The organism is Pseudomonas sp. NPDC096950, from assembly GCF_044762525.1.
In the GTDB taxonomy this organism is placed as follows: domain Bacteria; phylum Pseudomonadota; class Gammaproteobacteria; order Pseudomonadales; family Pseudomonadaceae; genus Aquipseudomonas.
Window position 1 is genome coordinate 39,110 of sequence record NZ_JBIWEL010000030.1, and the last position, 20,006, is coordinate 59,115.

At 60.6% G+C, this 20,006-nt stretch carries 22 protein-coding genes and 1 pseudogene; 6 read left to right on the forward strand and 17 right to left on the reverse strand.

Features of this window, described 5'->3' with window-relative positions; genetic code table 11:
• The 3 genes from ACIQY3_RS30280 to ACIQY3_RS30290 all read left to right on the forward strand — a co-directional run.
• On the forward strand, positions 1 to 393 hold a 393-nt coding region (locus ACIQY3_RS30280), incomplete at its 5' end, for a transporter substrate-binding domain-containing protein (RefSeq protein WP_403027296.1).
• Between the two features lie 139 nt (positions 394 to 532).
• On the forward strand, positions 533 to 1,492 hold the full coding sequence (locus ACIQY3_RS30285) for an amino acid ABC transporter permease (protein WP_403027300.1): 960 nt from the start codon (positions 533 to 535) through the stop codon (positions 1,490 to 1,492).
• Positions 1,485 to 2,219 (forward strand): amino acid ABC transporter ATP-binding protein, encoded by a 735-nt coding sequence (locus ACIQY3_RS30290; protein WP_403027305.1) that lies wholly within the window; start codon positions 1,485 to 1,487, stop codon positions 2,217 to 2,219. Before ACIQY3_RS30285 ends, ACIQY3_RS30290 begins: the two co-directional genes overlap by 8 nt.
• Before the next feature lie 124 nt (positions 2,220 to 2,343).
• Here the strand turns inward: ACIQY3_RS30290 and ACIQY3_RS30295 are convergent, their stop codons facing one another.
• The 11 genes and pseudogenes from ACIQY3_RS30295 to ubiE all read right to left on the reverse strand — a co-directional run bounded on the left by ACIQY3_RS30295 (position 2,344) and on the right by ubiE (position 10,512).
• Entirely contained in the window at positions 2,344 to 3,216 is an 873-nt protein-coding gene (locus ACIQY3_RS30295; protein ID WP_372242344.1) for a methyl-accepting chemotaxis protein, read from the reverse strand.
• Positions 3,202 to 4,260, reverse strand: a pseudogene (locus tag ACIQY3_RS30300) (methyl-accepting chemotaxis protein); the annotation flags it as partial. The gene ACIQY3_RS30295 and the pseudogene ACIQY3_RS30300, both read right to left, overlap by 15 nt.
• Before the next feature lie 189 nt (positions 4,261 to 4,449).
• Positions 4,450 to 5,157: a 16S rRNA (uracil(1498)-N(3))-methyltransferase gene (locus tag ACIQY3_RS30305; RefSeq protein ID WP_403027308.1), complete on the reverse strand. Its 708-nt coding sequence runs from the start codon at positions 5,155 to 5,157 to the stop codon at positions 4,450 to 4,452.
• A complete protein-coding gene (gene tatC, locus ACIQY3_RS30310) occupies positions 5,154 to 5,948 on the reverse strand; it encodes a twin-arginine translocase subunit TatC (RefSeq protein WP_054054650.1) in 795 nt (264 codons plus the stop codon). Before tatC ends, ACIQY3_RS30305 begins: the two co-directional genes overlap by 4 nt.
• Positions 5,945 to 6,397, reverse strand: a complete 453-nt coding sequence (gene tatB, locus ACIQY3_RS30315; protein ID WP_403027311.1) for a Sec-independent protein translocase protein TatB — start codon at positions 6,395 to 6,397, stop codon at positions 5,945 to 5,947. Before tatB ends, tatC begins: the two co-directional genes overlap by 4 nt.
• Before the next feature lie 10 nt (positions 6,398 to 6,407).
• A complete protein-coding gene (locus ACIQY3_RS30320) occupies positions 6,408 to 6,686 on the reverse strand; it encodes a twin-arginine translocase TatA/TatE family subunit (RefSeq protein ID WP_149659152.1) in 279 nt (92 codons plus the stop codon).
• Between the two features lie 25 nt (positions 6,687 to 6,711).
• Entirely contained in the window at positions 6,712 to 7,044 is a 333-nt protein-coding gene (locus ACIQY3_RS30325; protein WP_007899279.1) for a phosphoribosyl-ATP diphosphatase, read from the reverse strand.
• Positions 7,037 to 7,438, reverse strand: a complete 402-nt coding sequence (gene hisI / locus ACIQY3_RS30330) for a phosphoribosyl-AMP cyclohydrolase (RefSeq protein WP_054054645.1) — start codon at positions 7,436 to 7,438, stop codon at positions 7,037 to 7,039. Before hisI ends, ACIQY3_RS30325 begins: the two co-directional genes overlap by 8 nt.
• Before the next feature lie 79 nt (positions 7,439 to 7,517).
• The gene (ubiB, locus tag ACIQY3_RS30335; protein WP_403027316.1) at positions 7,518 to 9,122 is read right to left on the reverse strand and encodes a ubiquinone biosynthesis regulatory protein kinase UbiB; all 1,605 of its coding nucleotides are present in this window, start codon (positions 9,120 to 9,122) and stop codon (positions 7,518 to 7,520) included.
• Positions 9,119 to 9,742, reverse strand: coding sequence for an SCP2 domain-containing protein (locus ACIQY3_RS30340; protein WP_403027319.1), 624 nt, complete (start codon positions 9,740 to 9,742; stop codon positions 9,119 to 9,121). Before ACIQY3_RS30340 ends, ubiB begins: the two co-directional genes overlap by 4 nt.
• The gene (ubiE, locus tag ACIQY3_RS30345) at positions 9,742 to 10,512 is read right to left on the reverse strand and encodes a bifunctional demethylmenaquinone methyltransferase/2-methoxy-6-polyprenyl-1,4-benzoquinol methylase UbiE (RefSeq protein WP_007948968.1); all 771 of its coding nucleotides are present in this window, start codon (positions 10,510 to 10,512) and stop codon (positions 9,742 to 9,744) included. Before ubiE ends, ACIQY3_RS30340 begins: the two co-directional genes overlap by 1 nt.
• Before the next feature lie 155 nt (positions 10,513 to 10,667).
• Here ubiE and ACIQY3_RS30350 point away from each other — a divergent pair, with 155 nt between their 5' ends.
• The 3 genes from ACIQY3_RS30350 to ACIQY3_RS30360 all read left to right on the forward strand — a co-directional run bounded on the left by ACIQY3_RS30350 (position 10,668) and on the right by ACIQY3_RS30360 (position 12,506).
• Positions 10,668 to 10,943, forward strand: coding sequence for a polyhydroxyalkanoic acid system family protein (locus ACIQY3_RS30350; RefSeq protein WP_403027323.1), 276 nt, complete (start codon positions 10,668 to 10,670; stop codon positions 10,941 to 10,943).
• A 251-nt stretch (positions 10,944 to 11,194) separates the two neighbouring features.
• Positions 11,195 to 11,617 (forward strand): phasin family protein, encoded by a 423-nt coding sequence (locus ACIQY3_RS30355; protein ID WP_403027326.1) that lies wholly within the window; start codon positions 11,195 to 11,197, stop codon positions 11,615 to 11,617.
• A gap of 10 nt (positions 11,618 to 11,627) precedes the next feature.
• Positions 11,628 to 12,506, forward strand: coding sequence for a phasin family protein (locus ACIQY3_RS30360; RefSeq protein WP_403027329.1), 879 nt, complete (start codon positions 11,628 to 11,630; stop codon positions 12,504 to 12,506).
• A 178-nt stretch (positions 12,507 to 12,684) separates the two neighbouring features.
• Here ACIQY3_RS30360 and ACIQY3_RS30365 read toward each other — a convergent pair whose 3' ends face one another.
• From ACIQY3_RS30365 to hslU, 6 genes are all read right to left on the reverse strand, one after another.
• Positions 12,685 to 13,305, reverse strand: a complete 621-nt coding sequence (locus ACIQY3_RS30365) for a TetR/AcrR family transcriptional regulator (protein WP_054054634.1) — start codon at positions 13,303 to 13,305, stop codon at positions 12,685 to 12,687.
• A 59-nt stretch (positions 13,306 to 13,364) separates the two neighbouring features.
• Entirely contained in the window at positions 13,365 to 15,047 is a 1,683-nt protein-coding gene (phaC, locus tag ACIQY3_RS30370) for a class II poly(R)-hydroxyalkanoic acid synthase (RefSeq protein ID WP_403027332.1), read from the reverse strand.
• 114 nt (positions 15,048 to 15,161) lie between these two features.
• Positions 15,162 to 16,016, reverse strand: coding sequence for a poly(3-hydroxyalkanoate) depolymerase (gene phaZ, locus ACIQY3_RS30375; RefSeq protein WP_054054631.1), 855 nt, complete (start codon positions 16,014 to 16,016; stop codon positions 15,162 to 15,164).
• Positions 16,017 to 16,163: 147 nt separating this feature from the next.
• Positions 16,164 to 17,843 (reverse strand): class II poly(R)-hydroxyalkanoic acid synthase, encoded by a 1,680-nt coding sequence (gene phaC, locus ACIQY3_RS30380; RefSeq protein WP_403027336.1) that lies wholly within the window; start codon positions 17,841 to 17,843, stop codon positions 16,164 to 16,166.
• A 259-nt stretch (positions 17,844 to 18,102) separates the two neighbouring features.
• A complete protein-coding gene (locus ACIQY3_RS30385; protein WP_265042623.1) occupies positions 18,103 to 18,480 on the reverse strand; it encodes a DUF971 domain-containing protein in 378 nt (125 codons plus the stop codon).
• Positions 18,481 to 18,635: 155 nt separating this feature from the next.
• Positions 18,636 to 19,976 (reverse strand): ATP-dependent protease ATPase subunit HslU, encoded by a 1,341-nt coding sequence (gene hslU / locus ACIQY3_RS30390; RefSeq protein WP_403027339.1) that lies wholly within the window; start codon positions 19,974 to 19,976, stop codon positions 18,636 to 18,638.
• Positions 19,977 to 20,006 lie beyond the last annotated feature (30 nt).

Consider the following 20,006-nt stretch of genomic DNA (forward strand, 5'->3'; position numbering starts at 1 on the left):
TATAAAGACCTGAACACCGACGACTACCGCATCACCTCCAAGCTCGGCACCACCGGCGAAATGGTCGCCAAGAAGCTGATCTCCAAAGCCAAGTACCACGGCTACGACAACGAGCAGGAAGCCGTGCTCGACGTGGTCAACGGCAAGGCCGACGCCTTCATCTACGACGCCCCGTACAACGTGGTCGCGGTGAACAAGGTCGGCGCCGGCAAACTGGTGTTCCTCGACAAGCCGTTCACCTACGAGCCGCTGGCCTTCGGTCTGAAGAAGGGTGACTACGACAGCATCAATTTCATTAACAACTTCCTGCACCAGATCCACGAAGACGGCACCTACGACCGCATCCATGACAAGTGGTTTAAAGACACTGCGTGGCTCAAGGACATGGAATAAGGGCCCGGTCAGATAGACCGCGTCGCCCTCATTCGCGAGCAAGCCCGCTCCCACATGGGAATGCATTTCCCTGTGGGAGCGGGCTTGCTCGCGAAGACGGCCTCCCTGGCGACACAAAATCCGGAATCTTCAGAGTAAAATGAAACAGAAAACCTCCCAACTGCCCTGGCACGTGCTGACCGTGCTCGTGCTCATCGGCCTGGCCGGCGCGTTGTATTACGCCACCTCGCTGATGTCCTACGAATGGCGCTGGAACCGCGTGCCGCAGTACTTCGCCTACCACGCCGAAGAATCCCAGCGCGCCGCCGACATCTCGACGGTCAGCGAACTGGTGCGCAAGGGCGATAAAGCCGACGTCACCTTGCGCAATGATGCGGGCGACGAACAACACCTGACCGTCGACGAAAACAGCCTGCAAGTCGCCCAGGGCGATGACGTGGCGGAAGGCGACGTGATCGGCGTCACCCGCCATTGGGCCGCCGGACCGTTGCTGTGGGGCCTGTGGACCACGTTGTGGCTGTCCGCGGTGTCGGGCGTGCTCGGTCTGTTGATCGGCCTGGCCACCGGCCTGTGCCGCCTCTCGAACAACCCGACCCTGCGCGACCTCTCGACCATTTACGTCGAACTGGTGCGCGGTACGCCGTTGCTGGTGCAGATCTTCATTTTCTACTTCTTCATCGGCACGGTGATGAACCTGTCCCGGGAATTCGCTGGGATCGCTGCGCTGTCGCTGTTCACTGGCGCCTATGTGGCGGAGATCATCCGCTCCGGCGTGCAGTCGATTGCCCGTGGCCAGAACGAAGCCGCGCGCTCCCTCGGTTTGAGCGCCGGCCAGTCGATGCGCCACGTAGTGCTTCCACAAGCGTTGAAACGCGTGCTGCCGCCACTGGCCGGGCAGTTCATCAGTCTGGTGAAAGACACCTCGCTGGTGTCGGTGATCGCGATTACCGAGCTGCTGAAAAGCGGCCGCGAAGTCATCACCACCTCGTTCTCGCCGTTCGAAATCCTGTTCTGCGTGGCCGGGCTGTACCTGTTGATCAACCTGCCGCTGTCGAAAATCGCCAGCCGGCTTGAGCGGAGGCTCGCGCAAAGTGATTGAAGTCCGCGATCTGGTAAAAGTCTTCGACACCCGTGGCCAGGTGGTGCGCGCGGTGGATAACGTTTCCACCCAAGTGGCCAGGGGCGAAGTGCTGGTGGTGATCGGCCCGTCCGGCTCCGGCAAATCGACCTTCCTGCGTTGCCTCAATGGCCTGGAGGCGTTCGATTCGGGCTCGGTGAGCATCGACGGTCTGCAACTGGCCGATCCGAAAACCGACGTGAACGCCTATCGCCGGGAAGTCGGCATGGTGTTCCAGCATTTCAACCTGTTCCCGCACATGACCGTGCTGGAAAACCTCTGCCTGGCCCAGAAAGTCGTGCGCAAGCGTGGCAAGAAAGAGCGCGAGGCCAAGGCTTTGGCGTTGCTGGAAAAGGTCGGCATTGCGCAGAAGGCCAACGAGTTTCCGTCACGGCTGTCCGGCGGCCAACAACAGCGCGTGGCGATTGCCCGGGCGCTGGCCATGGAACCGAAGGTCATGCTGTTCGATGAGCCAACCTCGGCGCTGGACCCGGAAATGGTCGGTGAAGTGCTGGACGTAATGAAAACCCTGGCCGTGGAAGGCATGACCATGGTCTGCGTCACCCATGAAATGGGCTTTGCCCGGGAAGTGGCGGACCGGGTGCTGTTCTTCGATCACGGAAAATTGCTGGAAGACGCCTCGCCGGCGGAGTTCTTCGACGCGCCGAAGGATCCTCGGGCGCAGGCATTTTTGCGGCAGGTTCTCTGACTTCAGCGTCAGTCAGATCGCTTTCGCGAGCAGGCTCGCTCCCACAGGGGTTGTGCGTCAGACACAAATTTTGTGTACGCCGCCGATCAATGTGGGAGCGAGCCTGCTCGCGAATGGCATCACCTCAAACTTTGAACCTGCCAACCAACATCTGCAAATGCGTCCCCAGCCGCGCCAGCTCAACGCTGGACGCCGCGGTCTCTTCACTCGCCGCCGAGGTCTGCTCGGACACATCCCGAACATTCAGCACGCTGCGGTTGATCTCTTCAGCCACGGCGCTCTGTTGCTCCGCCGCAGCGGCGATCTGCTGGTTCATCGACTGAATCGCCGACACCGTGCGGGTAATGCTTTCCAGCGAGCCACCGGCGCGGCGGGTCAGTTCGACGCTGCTGTCGGTCAGGCTGCGGCTGTTGTCCATGATGGTCGCGACTTGCTGAGTGCCGGTTTGCAGGCCAACGATCAGCTCTTCGATTTCTTCGGTGGACTTCTGGGTGCGCTGCGCGAGGCTGCGAACTTCGTCGGCGACCACCGCAAAACCGCGTCCGGCCTCGCCGGCACGGGCGGCTTCGATGGCGGCGTTGAGCGCCAGCAGGTTGGTCTGTTGCGCCACGGACTTGATCACGTCGAGCACGCTGCCGATCTTGTCGCTTTCGCGCTTCAGGTCGCTCATGGCCACCGTGGAGTTGCCGACTTCGATGGCCAGGCGCTCAATCTGGGCGATGGCTTCACCGACCACCTTGTCGCCTTCGCGGGCCTGTTGATCGGCGGCGACAGCGGCTTCGGAGGCTTCTTCAGCATTGCGCGCGACTTCCTGCACAGTGGCGGTCATCTCGTGCATGGCAGTGGCCACCTGATCGGTTTCCACCTTCTGGCTGTTGACCCCGGCGCTGGTCTGCTCGGTGACGGCGGACAGTTCTTCGGCGGCGCTGGCGATTTGCGTGACGCCATCGCTGATGCCGCCGATCAACTCGCGCAGGCCCAGGGTCATGCTCTGCATGGCGCGCTGGAGCTGGCCGAGTTCATCCTGACGTTCGGAAATCAGGTTGTGGGTCAGGTCGCCAGCGGCCACGCGTTCGGCCACTTTCAGGGTCTGGCTCAACGGAATGACGATCTGGCGGGTGATTGCCCAGGCAGCGAGCAAGCCAAACGCCAGGGCGAGCACGGTGGCCATCAGCAGCAGGTTTTTGGCGTGTGCGGCATCGGTGTCACGCACGACGGTTTGCGACACGGTCAGTTTCTTGCTTACGTCGGACAGAATGTCGCCTTGCTCGCCCATGCGCTTGAGCGCGGCGGCACTGGCCACTTGGGAGTCCCGGTACTGGCTGACGGCGGCGCGATAGGCCTTGAGGGATTCGGTGGCCTGTTGCAGGTTGGCGGCGAACTGCTCCGGCACTTTGCCCGGCAGGCTCTCGAGGTTTTTCAGGGCGTTGTCGATGGCGTCCAGCGCAGGCTGCTCGGCCTCGGTCTTGGCGCTGTAGGTGTAGCCGCGTACCTGGAAGCGCGCTTGCTGGATCAGCTTGCTCAGGTCGATCACGCTGTTGAACTGGGCGACGCTGTCGCCTTGCAGCAGGGCCTTCTCGACCTCAGCGACCTTGGCCACGGCGTTGTCGGCGGTAGCGCCGAGTTTGCTGCGCGCGTCTTCGCGGTTGGCACCGGCCTGGGTCATGGCGATAAAGGCTTGCTTGTACTGGCTGACGGCGGCCAGTTGCTGGTCGATCATCGCGATGTCGGTGGGTTGTTCGATCAGCTTGCGCGCGGTTTGCAGGCCGGCGTCGAGTTGGCCCAGCAAGTCGTTGACCGCACCGGGGCCTTGTTCGCCACGGCGCATTTCGTAGTCCAGGCGTGCCAGGCGCAGGTCTTTGGTCAGGTCATTGAGGCTGGCGATGAACCCGAGCTTGTCGCCACGGCTCATCACACCCGTCAGGCCGGTCCAGCCGGTGAAGGTGATCAACAAGGTCAGGAGCAGGACGAGACCGAAGCCGACACCCAGTTTGCGATTAACGCTTACGTTTCCCAGTTTTTCGGCTAGCCAACGGTACATGCTGCTACTCCCCTCGGACCACAATTTGGTTTTATGAGGGCTGTATCGGCTGGCGAGCAGGAATCTGTAGGACGACGAATACCCCTGTGAGCGGGCTTGCTCGCGAATGCAGTCTGTCAGTTGATTGAGATGTCGACTGACACACCGCTTCGCGAGCAAGCCCGCTCCCACAAGGTTCTGTACCTGGCTTTAGAAGAGGCGGGCGAGCAGGGCGGTAACGGCGGTTTCGACTCGCAGGATGCGATCACCGAGTTGCACCGGCTGCAAACCGGACTTGCCCAGCAATTCGATTTCGTAAGGAATCCAGCCACCTTCCGGTCCGATCGCCAGGGTCACCGGTTCGTCCAGACCACGGGGGCAGGGCGGGTAGTTGCCGGGATGGCCGACCAGGCCGAGGGTGCCTTCGGTGATCGCAGGCAATCGGTCCTCAACAAACGGCTTGAAGCGCTTCTCGATGACCACTTCCGGCAGCACGCTGTCCCGGGCCTGTTCCAGACCGAGGATCAATTGCTCGCGAATTGCTTCCGGCTCCAGGAACGGCGTTTGCCAGAAGCTCTTCTCGACGCGATAGCTGTTCACCAGCACGATGCGTGGCACACCCATGGCGGCCACGGTCTGAAACACCCTACGCAGCATTTTCGGGCGTGGCAGGGCCAACACCAGAGTCAGCGGCAGCTTGGCCGATGGCTGTTGATCGAGAACCACGCGTAATTCAGCTTCACCGGCGTCCAGGCGCAGCACTTCCGCCGAACCCATCAACCCGCCGATGCGGCCGACACGCATGCTGTCGCCGACTTCGCAGCGATGAACTTCCTGCATGTGCGTCAGCCGGCGATCACGCAGGATCACCCGGTCGGCCGCAATGAAATCGGCCTCTTCGAGGAGCAGCAGGTTCACGGCTGGGTCGCTGGCGGCTGGTCGTTGTGATCGTCAGCCGGTTGGTCGTCCGGGTGTTCGCCGCGCTTGCTGACCAGGCCACCGAAGAGGATGCCGATCTCGAACAGCAACCACATCGGTACGGCCAACAGCGTCTGGGAGAAGATGTCCGGCGGGGTCAGGATCATGCCGACCACGAAGCAGCCGATGACCACGTACGGGCGGATTTTCTTCAGGTATTTGACGTCGACCACGCCGATCCACACCAGCAGCACCACGGCCACCGGGATCTCGAACGCCACGCCGAAGGCGAAGAACAGCGTCATGACGAAATCGAGGTAACTGGTGATGTCGGTCATCATTTCCACGCCGGCCGGGGTGGCGGCGGCGAAGAACTTGAAGATCAGTGGGAACACCAGGTAGTAGGCGAACGCCATGCCGGTGTAGAACAGCATGATGCTGGAGATCAGCAGCGGCACGGCGATGCGCTTCTCGTGCTTATACAGGCCCGGCGCGATGAAACCCCAGATCTGGTGCAGGATCACCGGGATCGCCAGGAACAGCGAGACCATCATCGTCAGCTTCAGCGGTGTCAGGAACGGCGACGACACGTCGGTGGCGATCATCGTTGCGCCGGCGGGCAGGTACGCCCGCAGGGGCGTCGAGACGAATGTGTAGATCTGCTGGGTGAACGCGAACAACCCGGCGAAGATGATGAAAATCGCCGCTACACAGCGCAGCAGGCGGGTACGCAACTCGGTGAGGTGCGAAACCAGCGGCATGTGCTGGTCGTTTTCAGGAAGTTCGCTCATGGGGCTCGCGGCGGCAGTGTAGGGTCATGAGGGGCGGGAGTAACGGGCGCCGCCACGGGAGCAACAGGTTCTACGGGTGTCGGCGCGGGGACGACAGGCGCGGGCTCGACGCCACCCAGGGTGGCCACCGATTCGGTGCCCGGCGCATGAATCGTCGGCTCCGCCACCGGTTCAACCGGCGGCACCGGCGTGGCTTCCTGCTGGGTCGGCGTGAAAATCTTCCGCGCCTCCTGCTCCAGCGACAGAATGTGCTCGTTGTGCAGTTGCCGACGAATCTCGTCGGCACCGATTTCACGTTCAACTTCCTGTTTGATCGCGTTGAAGCTGCGCTTCAGCCGCCCGATCCACAGACCGGCGGTGCGCGCAGCGCCCGGCAAACGCTCGGGGCCCAGCACCAGCAAGGCAACGAGGCCGACGAGCAGCAGTTCAGAGAAGCTGATACCAAACATTAGTCAGTGCTCACACGTCTTTGCGGATCGGCTCTTCGACTTTCTGTGCCTGCACGTCGATGGTGTGCGGCTGGTTCAGTGGCGAGGTCGTGGTTGGTTGAGCCGGTGGCACCGGTTGCGCCGGGGTCACGGTCGGATCCGCTGGTTTTTCTTCATCGTTCATGGCTTTGCGAAAGCCCTTGATCGACTCGCCGACGTCAGTGCCGAGGTTTTTCAGTTTCTTGGTGCCGAACACCAGCACCACGACAACCAGGATGACGATCCAGTGTTTCCAGTCAAAAATGCCCATGTTGCTGCTCCTCTCTAATAGTTGTTCAGGCGGACGGACGCGAGGCTTTCTCGGCGTGTCCGGACAGACCGAAGCGACGGTCCAGCTCATCGAGCACAGCCTGTGGATGCTGCCCCAGTTGGGCGAGCATGACCATGCTGTGGAACCACAAATCGGCGGTCTCGTAGATCACGTCGCTGCAGTCACCGCTGATGGCGGCGTCCTTGGCGGCAATGATGGTCTCGACCGACTCTTCGCCGACTTTTTCCAGAATCTTGTTCAAGCCCTTGTGGTACAGGCTGGCGACATACGAGCTGTCGGCGGCGGCGCCTTTGCGCTCTTCCAGTACCTGAGCCAGACGAGTCAGAGTGTCACTCATGTGTGTGTCCTGCGGAATAGATGGCGTGCGGATCTTTCAGGACCGGGTCGACGGTTTTCCAGTCGCCGTTCTCGAAGACGCGGTAGAAGCAGCTCTGGCGGCCGGTATGGCAGGCGATGTCGCCGATCTGCTCGACCATCAGGATGATCACGTCGGCGTCGCAGTCCAGGCGCATCTCATGCAGGGTCTGCACATGACCGGACTCTTCACCCTTGCGCCACAACTTGCCACGGGAACGCGACCAGTAAATGGCGCGGTTCTCGGCAGCGCTCAGCTCCAGCGCTTCGCGGTTCATCCAGGCCATCATCAGGACGCGCCCGGTCTTGTGATCCTGGGCAATCGCCGGCACCAGGCCATCTGCGTCCCACTTGATCTCGTCCAGCCAGTTTTTCATCTTCGACTCCGACAGCGGGCCCGACACTTCATTAGTCGGGCAGGCGTTCAAACAGTGTGCCAGCGTGCGATGGCTCTGGCTATCGGCGAACGACCAGATACAAACCGACAATCATCATGATCCCGGCGGGCCAGTGCCCCAGATCATTCAGCGGGCCACCGGCAGCGAGTACCGCGCCACCGCCCAAGTGTGCGCAACCGAGCAACCGCAGGAACCAGTCGTCCTTGCGTCGATGCCACGGTGGCGGCGGGTCGTAGGCGTGGGGCTGGGACATGCGTTCCAGCAGGTCGCGGGCCATGTTGGCCAGGTGCGGCAGTTGCTCGAACTGGCTCTGCACGTTGCCGATCAAGGCTTTGGGGCTGACTCGCTCGCGCATCCAGCGCTCGAGGAATGGCTGGGCGGTGTTCCACAGATCCAGATCCGGGTACAGCTGACGGCCCAGGCCTTCGATGTTCAGCAGGGTTTTCTGCAAAAGAACAAGCTGCGGCTGCACTTCCATGTTGAAGCGGCGAGCGGTCTGGAACAGGCGCATCAGCACCTGGCCGAAGGAAATATCTTTTAACGGTTTTTCAAAGATCGGCTCGCATACGGTCCGGATCGCCGCTTCGAATTCGTTGAGTTTGGTTTCCGCCGGCACCCAGCCTGAATCGATGTGCAACTGGGCCACACGCCGGTAATCCCGCTTGAAGAAGGCGAACAGGTTGCGCGCCAGGTAATCCTGGTCTTCCGGGGTCAGGCTGCCGACGATGCCGCAGTCGATCGCAATGTACTGCGGGCTCCACGGATTCACGGTGCTGACGAAAATGTTGCCCGGGTGCATGTCGGCGTGGAAGAAGCTGTCGCGGAACACCTGGGTGAAGAAGATCTCCACGCCGCGTTCGGCGAGCATTTTCATGTCCGTGCGCTGGTCGGCAAGGGTGGCCAGGTCGGTGACCTGGATCCCGTAGATACGCTCCATCACCAGCACTTTCGGCCGGCACCAGTCCCAATAGACTTGCGGCACGTACAGCAGCTCCGAGCCTTCGAAGTTGCGCTTCAACTGGCTGGCGTTGGCCGCTTCGCGCAACAGGTCGAGTTCGTCGTAGATGGTTTTTTCGTAGTCCTGGACCACGTCCACCGGGTGCAGCAGACGCGCATCGGCCGAGAGTTTTTCGGCGGCGCGGGCGAGGATGAACAGCCACGCCAGGTCCTGGGCGATGATCGGTTTCAGGCCCGGGCGGATCACTTTGACGACGACTTCTTCACCGGTTTTCAGTTGCGCGGCGTGTACCTGCGCTACCGAGGCCGACGCCAACGGTTCGACGTCGAAACGGCTGAAGACTTCGCTGATCTTTTTGCCGAGCTGCTCTTCGATCAGTTTGATCGAGACTTGCGAGTCGAACGGCGGCACCCGGTCCTGCAGCTTCATCAGCTCATCGGCGATGTCTTCCGGCAGCAGGTCGCGGCGGGTGGACAGGATTTGCCCGAACTTGATGAAAATCGGCCCCAGGTCCTGCAACGCCAGGCGCAATCGCGCGCCACGGCTCAGGTCCAGGGTCTTGCGCGGGAACCAGCGCCACGGCAAGGCATAGCGCAGCGCCAGCAGAAACCAGGGCAGCGGCAGGGCGAACAGCAGGTCATCGAGGCGGTAGCGGATCACGACGCGCTGGATGCGCAACAAACGGCGGACGGCAAGCAGCTTCATGCGTTATCGCTTGGGTCGAGGGATCGGGAAAGGCGCTCGAAACGCGCCTCGAGACGTTCCAGATCGAGTTTGATCTGGTCCAGTTCACTGAAACGGGCTTCGGCTTCGCGCTGCCCGACGAGGGTACGCGACTCTTCGGCCAGGTATTCGCCAAGGTTCTGGTTCAGGCTGGCGAACCCTTGCTGATAAAAACGTGCGCGGCTGCGCAGGTGGCCACCGACCAGTTGCGTGGCCACCGGTCCGAGCCAGCGTGAGAGTTCGTACTCCCAGTCCAGCTCAAGGTCTTGCAAGACCGCCGCCAGCTCCAGCAGCACGCCGCTGTCGCCATCGAGTTCGACTTCCGGGCCGTGCAGCACCGAGGTCTTGTCCTTGCTCAGCGCCAGTTTCAACAGGCTCGAGGCCGGCGCACGCAAAGTGCAGTCGGCGCCGGTTTCCCATTGCGAGGCGAGCATCAGGCCTTCATCGCTGGGCAGGATGAATAGCTGTAATGCCGGGCTGCGGCAATCGACGGCAATCACCCGGCCGCTCAAATGCGCCAGGCGCGGCAGCGCCGTGCTGTCGAGACGCAGCACCCGGTTCAGACCGAGTTCAACGCTGGCGAGCAGGCCGGCCAGCAACATCAGGGCTTGATGCCGCGGTGCAGGGCGACGATGCCTGCGGTCATGTTGTGGTAGGTCACGCGGTCGAAACCTGCCTCGACCATCATCGACTTCAGGGTTTCCTGATTCGGGTGCATGCGGATCGATTCGGCCAGGTAGCGATAGCTTTCCGAGTCGTTGGTGATCAGCTTGCCCATCAGCGGCATGAAGGCGAACGAGTAGGCGTCGTAGGCTTTGGACATCAGCGCGTTGGTCGGCTTGGAGAATTCCAGCACCAGCAAGCGACCGCCCGGCTTGAGGACGCGCAGCATCGAACGCAAGGCGTCTTCTTTATGGGTGACGTTGCGCAGGCCGAAGGCGATGGTCACGCAGTCGAAATGGTTGTCCGGGAACGGCAGCTTTTCCGCGTCGGCCTGGACAAATTCGACGTTGCCGGCCACACCGAGGTCCAGCAGGCGGTCACGACCGACCTTGAGCATGGATTCGTTGATGTCGGCCAACACCACCTGGCCGGTCGGGCCCACGAGGTGCGAGAACTTCTTGGTCAGGTCGCCAGTACCGCCGGCGATGTCCAGCACGCGGTTACCGGTGCGAACGCCCGACAGCTCGATCGCGAAACGCTTCCACAGACGGTGCATGCCGCCCGACAGGAGGTCGTTCATCAAGTCGTACTTGGCGGCTACCGAGTGGAAAACCTCAGCGACTTTTTCCGCTTTTTGGCTTTCCGGAACGTTTTTGAAACCGAAGTGAGTGGTGGGTTCGGCATCGCTGCCTTTGCGCTGATCAGTCATATCGCTGTCACCAGAAGAGAATGCGGGACATTCTAATCCCGGTGGCCTGCTTTGTCTTGGCAACACTGAAGGTAAGATAGGCAACCGCCGGGACGTTTTGCCGCAGAGACGGTCAAGATGCTTCAGGAAAGTATCCATAAAGCAGGAGTCATTCGATGGCCCGAATTAGTGTTGAGCGTGCCCATGGCCTGGGCAAGGAAGCGGCCCGCGAGAAAGCCGATCTGTTGGCGCAGAAACTGTCCGAGCAATATGGCCTGGAGCCTTCGTGGTCCGGCGATACCCTGAACCTCAAGCGCTCGGGCGTGAAAGGCGCGGTGTTGGTGGGCGAGGATTCGATCAAGGTGGATGTCGAACTGGGCCTGATGATGTCGGCCATGAGCGGCATGATCAAATCGGAAATCGAAAAGGCGCTGGATAAAGCGTTGGCTTGACCGGCAATCGATTTGCACATGCATTCCCCTGTGGGAGCGGGCTTGCTCGCGAATTCAGTCTGTCAGTTGACCAAGATGTTGACTGACACGACGCCTTCGCGAGCAAGCCCGCTCCCACAGTTTTTTTTGCGGTGTGCCCAAGGTTTTATGTCAGTTGTTAGGGTGCCGTTTCTAATTTTTCTCCCTACTTTGTGCATGAGCCCGACACTTTCGCGGGCAGTTCCTCAAACCTTCTGCGCGTGAGGTGCACCATGGCCAAAGTTATTTTGAAGAAAAAAATCGACGCATCGACCACTGCTCTGGGCGACGTCAAATCCTATGCCCGCAAGATCTGGCTGGCAGGCCTGGGGGCCTACACCAAGGTCGGCCAAGAGGGCAGCGAGTACTTTCAAGAGTTGATCAAGGCTGGTCAAACTGTTGAAACCAAAGGCAAAAAAGCAGTTGCCGAGAAACTTGAAGCCGCTAACTCAGAGATCGAAGAAGCCAAGAGTGAAGTGAGCACTTTCAAAGGCAAGGTCGAAGTTCAACTCGACAAGGTCGAGAAGGCTTTTGACTCGCGTGTCGCAAGTGCCTTGAATCGTATCGGCATTCCGTCTAAACATGACGTTGAGACACTCTCTGCTAAGCTCGATGAGCTGACGGCATTGCTCGAACGCGTCGCGCGTAAATCTTAAGGAGAACGGGATGGCTGGTAAAAAGAACACCGAAAAAGAAGGCAGCTCGTGGATCGGGAAAGTCGAAGACTACTCCCGCAAAATCTGGCTGGCTGGTTTAGGCGTGTACTCGAAGATCGACACTGACGGCAGCAAGCTCTTCGATACATTGGTTAAAGACGGCGAGAAAGCCGAGAAGCTCACCAAGAGCGCTGTCGGCAAGAAAGTCGATGACGTCAAGGATTCCGCTTCGTCGGCCAAGTCGCGCATCAGCGGCGTGAAAGATCGCGCACTGGGCAAGTGGGATGAGCTGGAAGGGGCTTTCGACAAGCGCCTGAACAGCGCCATTTCGCGCCTCGGTGTTCCGAGCCGCAACGAAGTCAAAGCGCTGCACAGCAAGGTCGATACCCTGACCAAGCAAATCGAAAAACTGACCGGTGCCAAGGTTGCGCCTGTTGCGGCGAAAACCGCAGCGGCCAAACCTGCTGCTAAAACAGCGGCGGCCAAACCGGCAGCGAAAAGCGCAGCCAAGCCACTGGTGAAAGCTGCGGCTAAAGCCGTTGCCAAGCCCGCCGCTAAAGTCGCTGCCGCTAAACCGGCCGCCAAGGCAGTTGCCAAAGCAGCCGCCAAACCGGTTGCCGCCGCCAAGGCCGCTGCAAAACCAGCTGCAAAACCGGCTGCCAAAACCGCAGCGGCCAAACCTGCAGCCAAGCCAGCGGCAAAACCTGCCGCCGCGAAAAAGCCTGCAGTGAAAAAACCGGCCGCTCCAAAAGCCGCCGCACCAAAACCAGCAGTGGCTGCCGCCAAACCGGCAACCCCGGCCACCGCAGCGAACTCCGCTGCAGCGCCGACCCCTGCTGTGACCCCGACTGCCGCGCCAGCTCCATCGACGCCAACCAGTCAGTCCTGATTTTCAGGGCTCAAGAAAACGCCCGGCCTGCAAAGGTCGGGCGTTTTTTTATGCGCGATTCCATGAACACCGCAGATTCCCATGTGGGAGCGAGCCTGCTCGCGAAAGCGGTGTGTCAGTCGACATCACTATTGAATGAAAAACCGCATTCGCGAGCAGGCTCGCTCCCACAGGGCGGTTAGTCGTGTTCTTCGAGATACTGCAACGCCAACTGCTCAGTCGCAGCCTTGATCGGCGGCAGCAGATGCGGCGCCACCAGCATCATGATCTGGTACACCACCAACCTCACTTCCCCCTCGCGATCCAGAATCCGCTGATAGTCCAGTGAGAACAGCAGTGTCATGGTGATCTGTTCCACCAGTTGCCCCAACGCCTGGGTGTCGCTGACTAACTGCCCCTGAGCCTGGAGCCGCGCCAGCAATGACGCCAGTGTGCGTTTCAAGGCATTGAGCAAATTGCGGATGCCCTTGGCCAGTTTCGGCAGGCGTCCGGCCAGGTTCGACAGGTCCTGGAACAGGAACCGGTAATGCGCCAGGCGCTCGACGATCAGGTGCAGGAACAACCAGTAATCTTCAGGCCCCAATTCCACATCGGAAGGCGGATCGAGCAGCGGCGCCAACTCATTCTGGAAGCGTTCGAACAACCCCAGGATCAGCGGTTCCTTGCCGTGGAAGTGGTAGTAGAGGTTGCCGGGGCTGATCCCCATTTCGTTGGCAACTTCCATGGTGGAAACGTTCGGTTCGCCCTTGCAGTTGAACAACTGCAGGGCACATTCGAGGATCCGGTCGCGGGTTTTCATCCAGTCTTCTTAATGGTCGGGTCATGCCACGGCCTGCGTCGGCCGTGGTTCGTTGAGCGTCAACGCACGCGGACGTAAGTGCCGGGTGCGGCTTCCATCGGTGGATAGTTCTGGTTGCCGAGGGCCATATGGGTTTCTTTTTGCGCGCCGGAGCGTTCCTGAATCCAGGTCAGCCATTGCGTCCACCAACTGCCATCGGTTTGCTTGGCGTCGTAATACCAGGCCCGTGGGTCGCTGCTCAGTTTCGGGCTTTCGACGAAGTTGGCTTTTGGGTTGGAAGGCGGGTTGAGGATGCTCTGCACATGACCGCTGTTGGACAGCACGAAACGCCTTTCGCCACCCAGCAGCAGGGTCGAGCGATACACCGCATCCCACGGGGTGATGTGATCGTTGATGCCGGCCACGCTGAAACTGTCGACCGTGACTTTCTGCAAATCGATCGGCGTGCCGCACACTTCCAGACCGCCCGGATGGCTCAGCGGGTTGTGCTTGAAGAAGTCCAGCAGGTCGCCATGGAACGCCGCGGGCAGGCGCGTGTTGTCATTGTTCCAGTAGAGAATGTCGAACGCAGGCGGCTCCTTGCCGAGCAGGTAGTTATTAACGAAATAGCTCCAGATCAAATCGTTGGGGCGCATCCAGGCGAACACCTTGGCCATGTCCCGACCGTCCAGCACGCCTTTCTGATAGGAGCGGCGTTTGGCTGCTTCCAGGGTCTGCTCGTCGGCGAACAACGTAGCCGGGCTGTCCATCTGGCTATCGAGCAGGCTCACCAGGTAAGTCGCGCTCGACACCCGCCGCAGCTGCCGCTTGGCCTGCAGATGCCCTTGCAACGCGGCAATCGTCAGCCCGCCGGCGCAAGCGCCCATCAGGTTGACCTCGCGGGCGCCCGTGATCGCCCGGCAGACGTTCATCGCTTCTTCCACCGCCTCAACGTAAGTCGAAAGCCCCCACTCGCGATGGCGCACATCCGGGTTGCGCCAACTGATCATGAAGGTTTGCAGGCCGTTCTTCAGGGCGAACTGGACGAAGCTGTTGTGCGGGCTCAGGTCGAAAATGTAGTACTTGTTGATCTGCGGCGGCACCACCAGCAGCGGCTTGGAATACTGTTTTTCGCTCATCGGCTTGTACTGGATCAGCTCCAGCAACTCGTTGCGAAACACCACGGAACCGGTGGTGGTGGCGACGGTTTTACCGACCTCGAAGGCTTGCTTGGTGACCTGCCGGGGCAAGCCGTCGTTGTGCAGGAAGTCGTCGATCAAGTGCCCGACACCGCGCACCAGGCTGTGGCCGCCGGAGTTGAAAATCTCCTTGATCGCCAGCGGATTGAGCAGGGTGTTGGACGGCGACACGGCGTCGTTGAGCAGGGCGAAGGCGAAGTGAGCGCGGGCGCGATCGTCCGGGCTCATGTTGCTCTCGTCGATCCAGCTTTTGACCTGTTTCTGCCAGCTCAGGTACGCCTGCAAACTGCGCCGGTAAAACGGGTTGAGGCTCCATGACGGGTCGGCAAAGCGACCGTCCTGCGGGTTGGTCGGATGCAGGGTTTCCCCCAGCAACACACGACCCAGCTGGCCGCCCAGTTTCAGGGCGTGCCGGGCGCTGTGCACCGGGTTGCGCAAACCGTGGGCGGCCACGCTACGCAGGGTCGAAAACAGATCCCGGCCGCGCAGGCCGGTAATCGCACTCTGTGCGTTGATGAACGCGGCGGGAGTGGGCAAAAACTCCCTCGCTGGCTTTTCGCGCATGAATCAACACTCCTTCGTCTTCAGGCCAAAAACAAACACACCGAACCAGAACACCATAGACGCTGTTGCGGGTTGTTGCGCGGAACGGCGTCCTGCCGTCCGACATTGGGTTGATTAGCTGCCCAATGGTGACGGCTGCGGATGCATCACTGCCCGCTGACGCTCTTCCTCGAGGAATTTCATGATGATCGGCGCCACCGCTTCGGCGCGGGTGATCAGGAACAGATGCCCGTCATCGATGATGTGCAACTGGGCGTTGGGAATACGCCAGGCGAGCATGCGCATGTTGATCAGCGGGATCAGCGGATCGTCGTCGCCGGCCAGCACCAGGGTCGGCTGGTGGATCTTGTGCAGCCAGTGAATGCTGGTCCAGCCGAGGCCGGCGAACAGCTGCCAGTAGTAACCGAGCTTGCCCGCCGAACGCACTTTCGCCGCGTGGCTGGCGGCCAGCGTCGGATCGCGGCGGAATGAGCCGCCATAGATCATCGGCGCAATCCGAATCACGTGGGATGGCTGAATGTAGCGTCGGGGGCTGGCCATCATCCACAGCACTTTCGGCTTGCCCGGCACCATCACCGCACCGGCGGCCGTGGCGGCGAGCACCAGTTTTTTGCAGCGCTCGGGGTAGTCGTAGGCGAATTGCTGCGCCAGGGCGCCGCCCCACGACACGCCGATCACGTTGACCTGTCCGTAGTCGAGATAGTCGAGCATCCGTGCCGTCAGTTTCGCCAATCCCGGAAAGCGATAGGGCCGGTTCGGCGTCGATGAACCGCCGACACCGGGAACGTCAAAGGCAATGACTTCCAGGTCCGGGTCCAGCGCCGCGACGAACGGAAACACCAGCTCCAGGTTGGCGCCGATGCCGTTGAAAATCAGCAAGGGCGTCAAGTGAGGCTTGCCGGGGCGTACCGCGGTGCGGAGGGTCTGGCCATCCAGGTCGACGGTACGAAAAATGAACGGTTGCGGCATGCTTCAGGCCCTGTGGGTTAATTCATCCCCAATCCCCTGTGGGAGCGGGCTTGCTCGCGAAGGCGTCAGGCCAATCGACATCAATGTTGAATGATCGACCGCTTTCGCGAGCAAGCCCGCTCCCACAGGGGGCGTGGGGTGTGTCAGTTACCGCTCATGCACGTAGGTACCCGGCGCAGCTTCGCCCGCCGTGTAGGTTTTGTTGCCCAAGGTCGTCGGGGATTTCTTCAGCTTGCCCGAACGCTCGGCCTGCCATGCCTGCCAGTGCAGCCACCAGGAATCGGTGTGCTTGGTGGAGTTTTCTTGCCAGTCCTCGGCCTTCACCGGCATGTCGGTGCTGGTCATGTATCGTGACTTCGGATTACCTGGCGGGTTCAGAATGCTTTGGATGTGACCGCTGCTCGACAGCACGAATTCCACGTTGCCGCCAAACAACTGCGCCGACTTGTAGCAGGACTTCCACGGCGTGATGTGGTCGTTGGTGCCGGCCAGGGAAAAGATGTCGGCGGTGACCTGCTTCAGGTCAATCGCTGTGCCGCACACTTCCAGGGCGTTAGGGCGGATCAGTGGATTGCTTTTGAACATCTCGATCAGGTCGCCGTGGAACGCCGCCGGCAGCCGTGTGGTGTCGTTGTTCCAGAACAGGATGTCGAACACCGGCGGTTCGTTGCCCAGCAGGTAGTTGTTGACCCAGTAGTTCCAGATCAGATCGTTGGGGCGCATCCAGGCGAAGACTTTCGCCATGTCGCGGCCTTCGAGCACACCAGCCTGGTAGGAATGGCGTTTGGCGGCTTCGAGGGTCTGCTCGTCGACGAACAGGGCCACGTCGCTGTCCAGGGTGGTGTCCAGCACGCTCACCAGCAAGGTCAGGGCGTTGACCTTCTTCTCGCCGATCGCGGCGTAGTGGCCCAGCAGGGCGGTGCAGGTGATACCGCCGGAGCAGGCACCGAGCATGTTCACGTCTTTGCTGCCGGTGATCGCCATGACTACATCGACCGCTTCCTTGAGCGCCTCGATGTAGGTGGACAGGCCCCACTCGCGTTGTTCCTTGGTCGGGTTGCGCCAGCTGACGATGAATGTCTGCACGTTGTTGCGCAGGCAGAAGCGCGCCAGGCTCTTGTCCGGGCTCAGGTCGAATACGTAGAACTTGTTGATCTGCGGCGGCACCACCAGCAATGGGCGCTCGTGCACCTGCTCGGTGATCGGCCGGTACTGGATCAGCTCTAGCACGTCGTTGCGAAACACCACCGCGCCTTCGGTCACGCCCAGGCTCTTGCCGACTTCGAACGCGCCCATGTTGACCTGGCTCGGCATGCCGCCGTTGTGCACGATGTCCTTGGCCAGATGGGAGAGGCCGTCGAGCAGGCTCTTGCCGCCGGTTTCGAAAAAGCGTTTGACCGCCGCCGGGTTGGCCGCACTGTTGGTCGGTGCCATGGCTTCGGTCATGAGGTTGATCACGAAGTGCCCGCGAGCGACGTCTTTGGGCGACAGGCTGCTGTCGTCGATCCAGTCGTGGAGTTCCTTGCGCCACGCCAGGTAGGTTTGCAGATAACGTTTGTAGAGCGGGTTCTGGCTCCAGGCCGGATCGTTGAAGCGACGGTCATCGCCCGGCGGTTGCAGCTCGGATTTGCCGAACAGCACATTCTTGAGTTCGAGGCTGAAATGAGCGACATGCTTGACGCTGTGAATCGGTTGTTTGATGGCCTGCCTGAGCACCATCCGAGCAGAAGCCAGTAGATCCTTTCCACGCAGCCCAACAACAGGATTAAGCCCCAGGGTGTTTTCCGAGGCTTGATACTTCAGGTCATCGTTGTTCTTGTTACTCATCTACGACGCTCCATTGTCCTGAGACGAGTACCTGAGCCCAGCCGTGTAGTCACACAACCAATGCCAGGTACTGCTGCTCGGGTGACCGTTAATACTGCATCGCTGCTTTTTCAACACAACGAGCACTGCAGGGAACTTGCCAGTTCCATTGGTTACCCGAGTTTAATTTTTTTCGCAAGCGGGCCAATCATTGACCCTGGAGCGGAGCATTCAAACAGATGAAATTAGAAAATGCCCTCTAAAGAGCAAGAGGCCTGACCTAGAGCATCAGCTTGACGACAGACTGGCTCGGATCACGGGTTTTGCCGGCCGCTTTGAGCTCGGCAAGATAATCGTTCCAGAGGTCCTCCTGGCGCACCGCCAACTGATAGAGATATTCCCAAGTGAACAGGCCGCTGTCGTGGCCGTCATCGAAGGTCAATTTCAGTGCGTACTGACCGGCCGGTTCTACCTTGCTCAGGCCAACGGCGATCTTGCCAAATTGCAGGATAGGTTTGCCGTGGCCCTGGACCTCGGCGGAAGGAGAGTGCACGCGCAGGAACTCGGCGGGCAGGTGATATTCCTCGCCGGACGCGTATTTCAGCGACAGGGTTTTCGAGGCTTTGTGCAGCTTGATGTCGGTGGGGAGTTGGGTCATGACCGGCGATCCATTCGAGTGGGCGAGCTCGGTTCAAATGTGGGAGCGGGCTTGCTCGCGAAAGCGGTGTAACAGCCAACACTGATGTTGAATGTTACGCCCTCTTCGCGAGCAAGCCCGCTCCCACAGGGTCCGCGTTTGCCTGTAAGTATGGCTTACAGGATATAACGGGACAGGTCTTCGTTCTGCGCCAATTCGCCGAGGTGGCTGTTGACGTAGTCGGCGTCGATCAGGATCACCTTGTCGTCGTGGGCGCTGGCCAGGTCGCCGGCGCTGAACGACACCTCTTCCAGCAGACGCTCAAGCAGCGTGTGCAGGCGACGGGCACCGATGTTCTCGGTTTTCTCGTTGACCTGCCAGGCGATCTCGGCAATGCGCTTGATCCCGTCCGGCTGGAATTCGATCACCAGGCCTTCGGTTTTCAACAGCGCGCAATATTGCTCGGTGAGCGACGCGTGGGGCTCGCTGAGAATGCGCTCGAAGTCTTCCGGGGTCAGCGCCTTCAGTTCGACGCGGATCGGCAAACGACCTTGCAGCTCAGGCACCAAGTCGCTCGGCTTGCTCAGGTGGAACGCACCGGAGGCAATGAACAGGATGTGGTCAGTCTTGACCATGCCCAGCTTGGTGTTGACGGTGCAGCCTTCGATCAGCGGCAGCAAGTCGCGCTGCACACCTTCACGGGACACATCGACGCCACCGGAGTTGCCGCGCTTGGCGACCTTGTCGATTTCGTCGATGAACACAATGCCGTGCTGCTCGACCGCTTCCAGGGCCTTGGCCTTCAACTCTTCTTCGTTGACCAGGCGCCCGGCTTCTTCGTCACGCACCAGTTTCAGCGCTTCCTTGACCTTGAGCTTGCGGCTCTTGCGCTTGCCCTTGCCCATGTTGGCGAACAGGCTCTGCAACTGGTTGGTCATCTCTTCCATGCCCGGTGGCGCGGAGATATCGACACCCGCCACTTCGGCGACTTCGATTTCGATCTCCTTGTCATCCAGCTGACCTTCACGCAAGCGCTTGCGGAACAGCTGACGGGTATTGGAATCCGACGCCGATGCCGAGTCCTCGTTGCTGAAACCCATGCGTGGCGGTGGCAGCAGGGCGTCGAGGATACGATCTTCGGCAGCGTCTTCGGCGCGGTGGCGAACCTTGGTCATTTCCTGTTCGCGCAGCAGCTTGATCGCGGCGTCGGCCAGGTCACGAATGATCGATTCGACGTCACGGCCGACATAGCCGACTTCGGTGAACTTGGTCGCTTCGACCTTGATGAACGGCGCGTTGGCCAGTTTGGCCAGGCGACGGGCGATCTCGGTTTTACCAACACCGGTCGGGCCGATCATCAGGATGTTCTTTGGCGTTACTTCAACACGCAGCTCTTCCGGCAGCTGCATCCGGCGCCAGCGGTTACGCAGCGCGATGGCGACGGCGCGCTTGGCATCGTCCTGGCCGATGATATGGCGATTGAGTTCGTGGACGATTTCACGGGGAGTCATGGACATAGTAATTGGCGGTCCTCTGGCAAAAGTGAG